Origin of the sequence: Mesobacillus subterraneus (genome assembly GCF_020524355.2) — a bacterium.
GTDB classification, from domain to species: Bacteria; Bacillota; Bacilli; order Bacillales; family Cytobacillaceae; genus Mesobacillus; species Mesobacillus subterraneus_C.
In genome coordinates, this window is record NZ_CP129019.1 from 2,414,411 (window position 1) to 2,427,274 (window position 12,864).

Below are 12,864 nucleotides of genomic sequence, written 5' to 3' on the forward strand. Positions count from 1 at the left end.
GAGGCACCCTGAACAGGTACCTCTTTTTGCAGTATAAGAGTTAGCGTTTTCCACTATCAAATGTTTCTCCAACAGCCTTTGGTGCTTGAGATGACTTGGAGAATATGACTAGTGCAATTAGCGTCACTACATATGGGAAAATCTTCAGTAAGATCGGTGGAATAACGGCCAACTCAGGAATTACTTGAGAGACGTTTGCAATCGTACTGGCAAATCCGAAGAACAATGTCGCTGCCAGCACACCTAGCGGTTTCCACTGACCAAAAATCAGGGAAGCCAGTGCAAGGAAGCCCAGACCTGCAACGGTTCCTGTAAATTCACCTGATTGCGTAACAATAATCAAGGCTCCACCCAAGCCAGCGAAAGCTCCAGAGATCAGAACACCGCTGTAACGGACTTTCCTGACATTGATTCCTGCTGCTTCAGCAGCTTGTGGGAATTCCCCACAAGATCTTAAACGAAGCCCAAACCTTGTTTTATATAGAACGAATGAACTTACGAAAAGAATGACTAAAACCAACCATGTTGTTGGAAATGTCTTTGTGAAAAATAGATTTCCGATTACAGGTATATCAGAAAGGAACGGGACATCCCACGGTGAAAAACCACTTGAGATTCTTATGTTCCCACTTCCAGTGATATTGCGTGCAAGAAACACGGTTAAAGCAGTGGCAATCATATTGATTGCCGTACCACTGATGATTTGGTTTGCATTCAGATTAATGCTCGCAAACGCATGCAAGATGGAAAATAGTATACCAGCAAGTACAGCAGCCAGCAATCCAAGCCAGAGTACCAATGTGTGGTTGTCCAGTACGTCGCTCAGGTAATGGATGGACAGAGCACCTGAGAAGGCACCAATGACCATTAATCCCTCGAGGGCAATATTGACAATACCACTTCTTTCACTAAAAAGTCCGCCTAATGCCGTTATTAGAAGAGGAATTGTAAAGATAATCGCGTAAGGAAAAATTTGTTCTATTATTGACCACATCTTATGAATCTCCCTTCTCGACTACAGCACCACTTTTATCTTCTTTGTTTGATTTTCTCGTCTTGAATTTGTTCAGCAGACGTTCAATCATGACACTTGTTGCAGCAAAATAAATGATGATCGCGATAATGGTATTTGCCAATTCAGGAGGTATTTCAGTCATTGCATTCATGAACCCAGTACCTGAGTATAAAATCCCGAACAGCACTGCTGCGAAGAATACACCTACAGGATGATTAGCTCCAAGAAGAGCTACCGCGATTCCATCGTAACCCTGTGCAGGCAGAATACCAATTTGAATGCTCGAAGCATTTCCTGTATACAATGCTACACCGCCGACTCCAGCAAGTGCACCAGAAATCAACATGGATAATATGATGTTACGGTTAACTTTCATACCTGCATACTCTGCAGCGAATCTGTTAAACCCAACTGCCTTCAACTCAAATCCAAGGGTTGTCTTTTCAATGATGAAAGCAATAATGATTACTGCAATAACGGCAAGAAACAGACCTAAGTTAATATAAGACCCATCAAACATCTCTGTAAGGAATGGGGTTCTCAAAGTATCTGATTCTGACAATTTCTTAGACTCTGTCTCAAGGAATTCTCCCCTTGAAATATCCCGGTACTATATAGTAGATTGTCCAGTAGGCAATCCAGTTCATCATGATTGTCGAAACAACCTCATGAACATTGAACTTGGCTTTAAGCAAACCGGGAATGAACGCCCATAAGGCACCGGCGACAAGGCCTGCAAAGATCATAACCATAAGAAGGATAGGCCTGGATAAATCGAAAGTCAAAGCCACTGCTGTCGCAGCAAGGCCACCAACAAGCATTTGTCCTGATGCACCGATGTTGAAAAGACCTGTGCGGAAAGCAAAAGCGACAGACAAACCAGTGAATATAAGCGGAGTTGCTGTTGCTAAAGTATTACCGATACGCTCTAGGTTTTTCAATGCTCCTTGAAGCAAATAGGAATAGCCTTCAATTGGGTTGCTGCCGATGAACAGCATCAATATCCCCCCCGGCTACCAGACCTAGAATAATGGATATTAAAGATACGATGGTATTTCTCATATGCTTCTCTCCTTAGCCACGCCTGCCATCATAAGACCTACTTCATTTTCATTTGTTTCCGCAGCGTTTACCTCGCCTACAAGCTCACCATTATTTACGATAGCGATCCGGTCTGAGAGCTGCAGCACCTCGTCTAATTCCAAGGAAATCAACAATACTGCGTTTCCTTTGTCACGGTGCTCAATAATTCTTCTATGAATGTATTCAATGGAACCAACATCCAAGCCACGAGTCGGCTGGACAGCAATCAAAAGCTTTGGATCGAGTTCAAGCTCTCTGCCAATGATTGCTTTCTGTTGATTTCCACCAGAAAGAGTTCTGGCAATGGAAGCAGCACCTTCACCTGATCGCACATCGAAGTTTTCGATGATATTTTGAGCATACGCTTTCATAGCTGCAACATTTAATAATCCGCGCTTTGAGAAAGGCTGTTTGTTATAAATTTGCAGCACCATATTCGATACAAGTGAGTAATCCAAAACAAGACCACGCTTTTGCCTGTCTTCTGGAATATGGCTAATTCCTTTTTCATTCCTTTGGCGGACTGGAAGGTTTGTAATTTCTTCACCACTTATTAGAATCGTTCCAGACTCAGCTTTTCTTAAGCCAGTGATTGCTTCAATAAGCTCTGTCTGACCATTGCCTTCAACTCCAGCCACACCGACTATTTCTCCAGCTCGGACTTCTAATGAAAAATCCTTCAATCCCATAACTTTTCTATTATTTTTTACTGATAAAGAATCTATTTTAAGTACCACTTCACCAGGAGTACTTTCTTTCTTATCCACTTTGAAAGAGACATGACGTCCGACCATCATTTCGGCAAGACTAGCCTCACTGGATTCTGCCACATTGACAGTCCCAATTCCTTTTCCGCGGCGAATGACTGTACAACGGTCCGCAACGGCCTTAATTTCTTTTAATTTATGAGTGATTATAATAATAGACTTGCCTTCATTAATAAGGTTACGCATGATTTTCATCAATTCATCGATTTCTGCTGGTGTAAGGACAGCTGTTGGCTCATCCAAAATCAGAACATCTGCTTCGCGATAAAGCATCTTCAAAATTTCTACCCTTTGCTGCATACCTACTGAAATATCTTCGATTTTCGCATGAGGATCTACATTCAAACCATAATGCTTTGATAATTCTTCAATTTTTTTTGCAGCTTTATCAATATCAAGTACCATGCCCTTAAGCGGCTCACTGCCCAGGATGATATTTTCTGTAACAGTAAAGTTTTCAACCAGCTTAAAATGTTGGTGAACCATCCCAATCCCTAAACGGTTTGCAACATTAGGGTTAGTAATTTTCACTTCTTCGCCATTTACTTTTACTAAGCCTCTTTCAGGCTGATACATACCGAACAGAACGCCCATCAGGGTAGACTTTCCTGCACCGTTTTCACCTAGTAGTGCATGTATTTCCCCTTTTTTTAAGCGTAAGGGTTACATTATCGTTGGCTACGATACCCGGAAACTCTTTACGGATATTCAACATCTCAACTACATAACTCATAGTAGCACTCACCTTTATATTAGACTCTATACCTATTAAGAATAGCGTAAGCGCCTTGGTCAGCTTCCAAGAACAGGCCGGAATACCACGAGGAAGTGCTGAAACAAATCCTTTTGAAGGCCGATCTTTTAGAAGCCAGGCTCTGGAGCTGTACATTTCTAAAAGGAAAATAGTTAATCGATAATTTCAAATATTTTCCGTTTTGAGTTTGATAGACAAAAGAGACGGAAAAGACCGTCTCTTTTGCACTTTTTTACTTGAATAAATCTCCTTGTTCACCAGAGACCTTGATTTCTTCTGATTTAACTTTTTCGTATACTTCCTTTACCTTACCCATTGTTTCTTCGCTTAGGTTAGGGTTCTTCTCAGGAAGACCAATTCCATCGTTCTTAGCATCGAAAGTCAATGTTTTTCCGCCTGGGAAATCGCCATCAATCTCAGCTTGCACCATGTCGAATGCTACCTGGTCAAGCTTCTTCATTGCTGAAGTAAGGATAACTGACTTGTCACCATCGTACTTACCATCTTCAAACTGGTCAACGTCAACACCCACGATCCAGACGTTATCTCCAGCCTTTGCACGGTTCTTAGCTTCGTTGATCGCTCCAACACCAACACCACCTGCAGCAGTGAAGATGACGTCTACGCCACGGTCATAGAATTGAGCTGCGATTTGTCCGCCAGCAGCCGCGTTGTCGAATGAACCTTGATATACAACGTTCTCAGCTTTCATTGTTACATTAGTGTCAAGATTTTCATTTGCATACTTAAGTCCTTGCTGGAATCCCCAGTTGAACTTTTGTACTGCTGGAATTTCCATTCCACCGATGAAACCAGCTTCGCCTTCCTTCAATTCAACCGCTGCAGCGACACCTGCTAGGAAACCAGACTCATGCTCAGCGAAGAATACTGCAACAGTGTTGTCTTTCACAACTGGATTGTAGTCTCCATTGTGTGGGTTCCCGTCAATGATGACGAATTTAGCATCTTCATATTTATCTTGGGCTTGGAAAACTGCTGTTTCGAATTTAAAGCCCGGTGTAATGATAAACTTATATTCTGCATCATATAAGTTGCCGATTTCTTTTAAGTATTCAGCTTCAGTTGTTCCAGCTGGCTTAAGGTACTTTGTCTTTACGCCAAGATCTTCCTCAGCCATCAGGATTCCTTCCCAAGTGCCCTGGTTGAAAGATTTGTCATCAATCGTACCTGCGTCAGTAACCATACCAACTCTTAAGTCTGACTCCTTGCCCTTAGAACTGTCGCCTTCGTCGCTTCCGCAACCTGCCAACATTGTACCTGCTGCTAAAAGCAATGACATTACCAAACCAAATTTACGCTTTTTCAAGGTTTGTACCCCCCAGAGAATGTTTGTGATTTCGCAGGAATGTTCTGAAAAACCAATCAGTTAGCGTTTTCATTTCCTTAAAAAAATTAAATTCTTCTTCTAAGGACATGAAAACTGAACTTGTCGGCTTTAAAGTAATTGACCGAATAAAGAATTGGAACATCGTTATCGTCGAAATGCATCTGCTTCAACACGAGCAGTGCTGTTTCCGGATCGCATTCAAGGATGGGTGAAATCTTCTCATGATAGCCTATTGGCTCGATTTGGGCTACTGCATATGTCACCTTTCGGTTTGATTTCACCTCAAGAAGATGAAGCAATGACTCATCCTCAAAAGAGTAATCTTCCGTCAGGATGCTTGCCGGGATCTTATCCAGACAATAGACAACAGGTTCACCATTTGCAGTTCTGACCCTTTCGACGAGTGTGATTTCATCATCAAGCGAGCATGAAAAACGACGAATATCTTCTTCGGTTGGCCCAGTAGTCGTTGAGTTTAAGAAGATTGTTCCAGGCTTCATTCCTGCCTGCTCAATCATGCCCGTCACGCTGTTAAGCTGTTCAATACCTGATTCAAACAATGGTTTGGCATTGACAAAGGTTCCTACACCATGCCTGCGAACGATGACGTTTTCTTCTTCAAGGATTCGCAATGCTTCGCGGAGAGTCGCTCTGCTAACTCCAAGTTGTTTGGCAAGATCGAATTCTGAAGGTAATTTCTCTCTCTCTTTATATATACCTTTTTGAATATCTTGCTTCAGGTGATCGATTACTTGTAAATACAGGTGCCGGTTATCTGACTTGATCGACATGAGGCTTTCCTCCAACCTTTGCTCAAGACATCAGACATCTGATGTATAGCATTCCTACTAATCGAAAATACTATAACACTTTTTCTGATATAAATAAATAGTGTTTCAACAATTTGTCGAAAAAAGCTAGAATAACCAAAATTGTCACATTTTCCGGGACAAATATCCTATTCTTTTGATACAATAGTATTTTGTAAGCGGTTTTAATAGTATGACATTTATAGATCTCATATAGTATATACGTCCTGTATTAAAAGCAAAAGCCGGATGTGAGCATCCGGCTTTTGTCTCTATTAAACCTATGATTTTATGCCTCTTCTGACTTACCCACTAGTACGTTCCTTGGTTTGCTTCCCTCGTAAGGACCTACAACTCCACGGAGCTCCATTTCATCAATCAGCCTTGCCGCTCGTGAATATCCGATTCTGAATCTCCTTTGCAGCATGGATACTGAAGCTGTTTGCATTTCTACCACAAGGTCTACAGCATCACCGTACAATTCATCGTCTACCTCTGATGTGTTCTCAGGTACATCTTCAGGGATCATTTCATCCTGATATTGTGCCTTTTGCTGACCAATGACGAAGTTTACAACTTCTTCAACCTCTTCATCAGATAAGAAAGCTCCCTGCACCCTGACAGGCTTGGATGCACCAACCGGCAGGAACAGCATATCTCCTCTTCCTAGCAGCTTTTCGGCGCCGCCCATATCAAGAATCGTCCGTGAGTCAGTCATCGATGAAACTGCAAATGCAATTCTTGACGGAATATTTGCTTTAATCACCCCTGTAATGACATCGACAGACGGTCTCTGTGTAGCAATGATCAGATGGATACCCGCAGCACGGGCCATCTGTGCCAGCCTGGTAATTGAATCTTCAACATCAGACGATGCCACCATCATTAAGTCAGCCAGCTCGTCCACGATTACGACAATGAATGGAAGCAGTGGCTGGTTCGCTTCTTCCTCGCTATTATACCTTTTAATATATTCATTGTAGCCTTCTATATTCCTTGTACCAGTATGTGAGAAGAGCTCATAGCGCCGCTCCATCTCACTGACCACTTTTTTCAGTGCCTGAGATGCTTTCTTGGCATCAGTGACAACAGGGGCAAGCAAATGTGGAACTCCATTATAAACATTCAACTCTACCATTTTCGGATCAATCATCATCAGTTTGACTTCATGAGGCTTTGCCTTCATGAGTATACTCGTGATAATACCGTTAATACACACACTCTTTCCGCTTCCCGTAGCACCCGCTACAAGAAGGTGGGGCATCTTATTTAGTTCAGCAAGCACTGCTTCACCCGTAATATCGCGTCCTAGACCAATTTGCAGTTTTGACCCTGGTTTATTGTGCTGCTTGGATTCGATAACTTCCCGTAAAGAAACCATTGCCACCTCGGAATTAGGCACTTCTATTCCAATAGCTGATTTTCCGGGTATTGGGGCTTCAATCCTGATATCCTTCGCAGCCAAAGCTAAGGCCAAATCATCATTCAGGCTTACAATTCTGCTCACTTTTACCCCAACATCGGGGTGGACCTCATATTTCGTAACAGCAGGACCTAAATGTACCTGGGTTACTCTTGCCTTTACGCCAAAGCTGTGAAATGTACGTTCAAGCTTTGCTGCATTGGCATGGATCATTTCGTATTCTCCGCTCTGGTCGGTTTTATTCGGCAGCTTCAATATATCTATCGGCGGCAGCTCATATGAGGTATTTTCTACTTCAGTGAAAGTAATGGCCTGCGGCAATTCGTCACCATTACCCTCTGCTTCAGTTGCAGTTTTATCCTTCTTCTCCTGCTGCTGAGTTTGCGCTTCACCAGTGTTTGCATATGCTCGCTCCGCAAAACTGGAGATGATTGGTTCCGAGGCTGGTTCTGGAGCAAGGTCAATTGTTTTGTCAACAGACGCTTCCTGAGAATCTGGATGTTTGCTCCCGGTTTTTGCCTGATTCGTTTCGAGCTTCTTGGCTTCCTTTTTATGCTGTTGATCTTCTTTCCATTGCTTTAGATCTTCAATGAATGAAACCCATTGGCCTTTAATAAAACTGCCAACTGGTGTAATTACTTTCCCTGCAACTTCACTAAAGGTCTTTCCTGTTACCAGAATCGCTCCAATGATGATCAGAAGAAATGCAATTAATTGAGATCCTGCCGCATCAAACAAAAAGTAAAACAACGCAAACATTACAGCCCCAATCATCCCGCCTCCAAGGTCTGTCGTGCTTGTCTCACCTTTGGCCTCCATTACAAATAAATCAAAAGTATTCTTAATGACACTTGGTTCCTCGAACTTGCCTCCATTGGATAACAGTTCAAATAACGTTACGTGGCTTAATAATAAGATTGCACCAACTATGAGGTATGTACCAATTAATTTGATATGGAAAATAAATGGGAGACTTCGTTTCCACATAATATAAATACTGAACACGACCAGTCCTACCAGACTGAGCATATACCATTCCCCGAAGAAAAAGCGGAAAAACATTACGACCGCCCGTCCTACGGCACCCAAATCCGCCATCGCTATGATGACCAATGCGAGCAGTGCTAACCCGGCAAGTTCATATTGAACTGTTGATTTCAATGTACTCTTCTTTCTCGATTGCCGTCTTTTCTTTTTGACCATTTTATCACCTGAATATTTTTAGCTTCACTATCAGCATTATCAATGAGTCCTGTCCTCAAACTTTAGTTAAGAAGAAAAGCAGCCTTATTCGGCTGCCAATGCTTTAGTGTATCCATATTATATCATATCTGCCAGTAGAACTGGCACAATCGTTTATTAATTAGCTGGGATGGAGCAGTTTTCGAGGAAGCCATTAATCGTTTTTACTTTTTAACCTCCGTATTAATGCATGTGTTAATTTAACAATAGGTTGAGAAGGCAACTTATCTAGGAAAGTGTAATTGTCGAACCTGGTAAACATGTAGGTTCCATGTAATGGTTTGGATCGGTACTCATTACCCTTACTACCCGATACTCGTGATTATCAGTCAATTCAGCCATAATAGGGATTCCATTATAGCTTACCATAACCTGGTTTAAAGCTCCCTCTTCTGGAGGGAAAACCTGCTCATGCGGCATCATCGTATAAAGGATCATTGTACAATCACTTCAGACTTTTGTTTATTCATATCAATTAATTCATTTAACTTTTTCATCGCCTGTCCTATACCGCCGACTTCATGGATCAGACCAGTCTCAACTGCATCATGTCCGACAACGTTCGTTCCGATATCCCGTGTAAGGTTTCCTTTGGCGAACATCAACTCTTTGAATGTTTCTTCAGCGATATTGGAATGCTTGGTAACAAAGTTAACTACTCTTTCCTGCATTTTATCGAGATATTCAAAAGTTTGCGGAACACCAATGACGAGTCCGGTCAACCTTATCGGATGAATTGTCATTGTGGCTGTCCCCGCAATGAAAGAGTAATCACATGAAACCGCTATTGGCACTCCGATGGAATGTCCGCCGCCCAGAACAATTGAAACCGTCGGCTTCGAGAGTGAAGCCAGCATCTCGGATATAGCCAATCCTGCCTCCACATCCCCTCCTACTGTATTCAAGATGACAAGTAACCCTTCAATATTCTGATTTTGTTCAATCGCAACAATTTGAGGGATCAAATGCTCATACTTTGTCGTTTTATTATGAGGTGGAAGCTGCATATGCCCTTCGATTTGACCGACTATCGTCAAACAATGAATTTTTGAATCCTGAGACAGCTGAGGTACATTTGTCTGACCTAGCTGTTGGATTTTCTCAAGAAGACCAGATGGTTTGTTCTCCTTATCCCCTTGCTGGTCTTCCTGGTTTTCTGATCTGAATTTATTCATATCCTTATGCTCCCTTCAGGCATGATAATTTTAGTATGAACATCATCATCAATTTCATTCCAGAGCGAAGAGTGCTATACGCATTTAAAATAAAAAGCACTGGGATTGGCCAGTGCTTTTCGTGTTCATTTAACTTCCATAATTATTGGCATGATCATTGGGCGGCGTTTTGTTTTTTCATATAAGTATTGGCTCAGTGAATCCCGGATATCCTGTTTTAAACTGTTCCAATCAAATGATTCTTTATTTGTATTTTTCTCCACAATTTCTTTTACGAGCGTAGTTGAATCCTTCATCAGCTTTTCGGATTCACGGACATAGACGAAGCCTCGGGAGATAATTTCCGGTCCGGCAGCAATTTTTCTGTCTGCTTTATTCAGTGTGATGACTAAAATTAAGACACCGTCCTGCGAGAGCAGCCTGCGGTCACGGAGAACAATATTGCCCACATCTCCTACGCCGATTCCGTCAATCAATGTATTCCCTGCCTGTACTTTCTCTGTAGACTTTAATTTACCTCCAGAAATGTCAATCACGTCACCGCGGTCTGGGATGAAGATATTCTCTTCAGGTATCCCGCATGACTGCGCTAACTTTTTGTGGGCTTTGAGCATTTTGTATTCACCGTGAACAGGAATGAAAAATTTAGGACTCATCAAATTGATCATAAATTTTAATTCTTCCTGACTCCCATGGCTTGAAACTTGAACACTTTTTTTGCTTGATACTACATTTGCTCCAGCTCGGTATAGCAAATCCATTGTCTTATAAATAAAGACTTCACTTCCCCGCAATGGAGAAGCAGCAATCAAGACTGTGTCCCCAGCCTGGATATTCACCTGAGGATGCACTTGTTTGGCCATCTTTTGCAAAGCTTCAATCGGCTCGCCCTGGCTTCCCGTAGTTAAAATAACTATCTGATTATCATTGTAATTCTTTAATTCATTTACCAGAATAATTAAGTCATCTTCAACGTGTAAATAGCCTAGTTGTAATGCTATATCATATACGCGTTTCAGACTTTGCCCTACTACCGCTACTTTGCGGCCATTTGCCGACGCACTGTCAAAGAGGTGCTGGATCCTGTTTAGGTCAGAAGCAAAACAAGCAGCAATGATTCTGCCCTGTGCATTATAAAAAACATCAGAAAGCTCGGAAACCACGGTTGATTCAGATGGAGTATATCCTGGTCTTTCAGCCTCTGTACTGTCAGAAAGCAGGCAGAGCACTCCTTTTTCACCGATTGCGGCCATCTTGCCTATTTCAGGCTTGTATAGTGGGGCAGCAGCCTGATCGAATTTAAAATCCCCTGTATGTACAATCGCGCCTTCTGAAGTATTAATGCTGATGCCAACTGAATCTGGAATACTGTGATTGGTTTTAAAAAAAGAGATAGAAACACTGTCGAAATTCACTATAGTATCTTCAGTTATTTCGTGAAAGTCAACTGAACCAGAAAATTCCTGTTCTTTCATTTTCTCCTTCGCCAGCGCTATTGTTAGCTTAGTTCCATAGACAGGGACATTGATTTTTCGCAAAACATAAGTTAATGCGCCAATATGGTCTTCATGCCCATGTGTCAGAAGAATTGCCTTTACCTTTTCTCTATTAGAAGTTAAATAAGAAAAATCGGGAATAACTATATCGATCCCCAGCATCTCATCTTCGGGAAACATTAATCCCGCGTCAACCACAAAAATATCACCGTCCACTTCGGTGATGTACATATTCTTACCAATTTCCCCTACTCCACCGAGAGCAATGATTTTTATATTTTCATTTTTTTTCGTATTCAAGTCTACGCTCCTCCTATGTTGTTATGGCTCCGACCGTGACCAATTAATAACATTATACTTGATGACAGAAAATCTTGACAACTTAATACCTTAGCTATTTATTGGCCTGAGAGGAGCTCGACTTTTTATTAATCTGCCTTTATCATTTTGAACCTAGGTTAGTGATTAATGGACATTTAGAGATCAGTAGTGGATGTAGACCAGAGCGGAGACGTCAATTGGTCAGTAAGGTGGCAAAATGTCTAAATAACTGAACTTAATAGACATTTGAGTCTGTGCACTTTCAAAATGTCCTGGAGACTGGTTTTATTAGACATTTCGAAGCTTGTGCGCATTCAGAATTCCAGGAAACTGGTTTTATTAGACATTTTGGAGCTTGTGCGCATTCAAAGTGTCCTGGAAACTGTATCATTAGACATTTTCAAGCATGGGCTCATTTCTTAAGCGGAATAAGTAAGTCATATGAAATTCCAGAATTTCTGAAGGTCAAAATTTGTTTTTTTTATATAAAAGGCCAACCCTAAAAGGTTGGCCTAACACAGTTTATTGGAATAGTTTTGCTACTGCGGATCTTTCCTGTTCAGTCAATGGCACCATTGGCAAACGTACAGATCCTACATCAAGCCCTTTTAGTTGTAATGCCGTTTTAACTGGTGCCGGGCTTGGAGCCGCGAAAAGTCCTTGCATGATTGGCAGCAGTCGCTGGTGCAGGTTTGCTGCATCAGCATTCCTTCCGCTGAAGAATGCATCGACCATAGCTTGCATTTCATTTCCAATTACATGTGAAGCTACAGATACAATACCAGTACCGCCGATTGCAAGGACTGGCAGAGTCAATCCGTCATCTCCACTGTACAGCAGAAAGTCATCCGGTGTGTTTGCGATGATTTTCGTCATGGCATTCAGGTTGCCGCTAGCTTCCTTTACAGCCACAATGTTTGGAATCCCAGCAAGTTTGATAATCGTTTCTGGCTGGATATTGACTACTGACCTTCCAGGAATGTTATATACCATTACTGGCAGTGAGGTAGCTTCAGCAGCAGCCTTAAAATGCTGGTATAGTCCCTCCTGGTTTGGCTTATTATAGTATGGCGCTACGATCATGATCGCGTCCACGCCGATTTCTTCTGCTTTTTTTGTCAGTTCGATGGTAGCATAAGTGTTGTTGCTGCCTGTTCCGGCAATGACAGGAACCCTCTTGTCAACAACCTTCACGACGTGCTTGAATAATGCGACTTTCTCTTCTTTAGATAGAGTCGGGGATTCACCTGTAGTCCCTGCAACAACAAGCGAATCTGTCCCGTTATCGATCAAATGGTTTACTAGCTGGGTTGTTTTATTGAAATCAATGTGACCTTTATGATCAAATGGGGTCACCATTGCTGTAGATACTCTTCCGAATTGAACCATTCCTGTTCACTCCTCTTCTGAAAGGCTTCCGGCTTCAGAGGC

Annotated in this window: 9 protein-coding genes and 2 pseudogenes; all 11 read right to left on the reverse strand. The window is 42.0% G+C overall.

All coding sequences use genetic code 11. The annotated features are described in order from the left end of the window. Window positions 1–40: 40 nt before the first annotated feature. Window positions 41–994, reverse strand: coding sequence for an ABC transporter permease (locus LC048_RS12550; RefSeq protein WP_226600671.1), 954 nt, complete (start codon window positions 992–994; stop codon window positions 41–43). Between the two features lies 1 nt (window position 995). Further along, the gene (locus LC048_RS12555; protein ID WP_306047908.1) at window positions 996–1,577 is read right to left on the reverse strand and encodes an ABC transporter permease subunit; all 582 of its coding nucleotides are present in this window, start codon (window positions 1,575–1,577) and stop codon (window positions 996–998) included. 16 nt (window positions 1,578–1,593) lie between these two features. Then, window positions 1,594–2,013, reverse strand: coding sequence for an ABC transporter permease (locus tag LC048_RS12560; protein WP_306047909.1), 420 nt, complete (start codon window positions 2,011–2,013; stop codon window positions 1,594–1,596). Window positions 2,014–2,073: 60 nt separating this feature from the next. Next, a pseudogene (locus LC048_RS12565) lies at window positions 2,074–3,598 on the reverse strand (ABC transporter ATP-binding protein). A 253-nt stretch (window positions 3,599–3,851) separates the two neighbouring features. Then, the gene (locus tag LC048_RS12570) at window positions 3,852–4,946 is read right to left on the reverse strand and encodes a BMP family lipoprotein (RefSeq protein ID WP_226600668.1); all 1,095 of its coding nucleotides are present in this window, start codon (window positions 4,944–4,946) and stop codon (window positions 3,852–3,854) included. A gap of 86 nt (window positions 4,947–5,032) precedes the next feature. Beyond that, a complete protein-coding gene (locus LC048_RS12575) occupies window positions 5,033–5,758 on the reverse strand; it encodes a GntR family transcriptional regulator (protein ID WP_226600667.1) in 726 nt (241 codons plus the stop codon). 307 nt (window positions 5,759–6,065) lie between these two features. Continuing rightward, window positions 6,066–7,505, reverse strand: a pseudogene (locus LC048_RS25265) (DNA translocase FtsK); the annotation flags it as partial. A gap of 1,164 nt (window positions 7,506–8,669) precedes the next feature. Continuing rightward, window positions 8,670–8,879 (reverse strand): YlzJ-like family protein, encoded by a 210-nt coding sequence (locus LC048_RS12585; protein WP_226600665.1) that lies wholly within the window; start codon window positions 8,877–8,879, stop codon window positions 8,670–8,672. Continuing rightward, a complete protein-coding gene (locus tag LC048_RS12590; RefSeq protein WP_226600664.1) occupies window positions 8,876–9,616 on the reverse strand; it encodes a ClpP family protease in 741 nt (246 codons plus the stop codon). The genes LC048_RS12585 and LC048_RS12590 overlap by 4 nt, the downstream gene beginning before the upstream one ends. A gap of 125 nt (window positions 9,617–9,741) precedes the next feature. Next, entirely contained in the window at window positions 9,742–11,412 is a 1,671-nt protein-coding gene (locus LC048_RS12595) for a ribonuclease J (RefSeq protein WP_226600663.1), read from the reverse strand. A 543-nt stretch (window positions 11,413–11,955) separates the two neighbouring features. Beyond that, window positions 11,956–12,822, reverse strand: a complete 867-nt coding sequence (gene dapA / locus LC048_RS12600) for a 4-hydroxy-tetrahydrodipicolinate synthase (protein ID WP_226600662.1) — start codon at window positions 12,820–12,822, stop codon at window positions 11,956–11,958. Window positions 12,823–12,864 lie beyond the last annotated feature (42 nt).

Bases quoted from the DNA above. Each gene is read 5' to 3' on its own strand.
- LC048_RS12550 (WP_226600671.1), bottom strand. From the start codon at position 994: ATGTGGTCAATAATAGAACAAATTTTTCCTTACGCGATTATCTTTACA.
- LC048_RS12560 (WP_306047909.1), bottom strand. From the start codon at position 2,013: ATGCTGTTCATCGGCAGCAACCCAATTGAAGGCTATTCCTATTTGCTT.
- LC048_RS12575 (WP_226600667.1), bottom strand. From the start codon at position 5,758: ATGTCGATCAAGTCAGATAACCGGCACCTGTATTTACAAGTAATCGAT.
- LC048_RS12585 (WP_226600665.1), bottom strand. From the start codon at position 8,879: ATGATCCTTTATACGATGATGCCGCATGAGCAGGTTTTCCCTCCAGAA.
- LC048_RS12590 (WP_226600664.1), bottom strand. From the start codon at position 9,616: ATGAATAAATTCAGATCAGAAAACCAGGAAGACCAGCAAGGGGATAAG.
- dapA (WP_226600662.1), bottom strand. From the start codon at position 12,822: ATGGTTCAATTCGGAAGAGTATCTACAGCAATGGTGACCCCATTTGAT.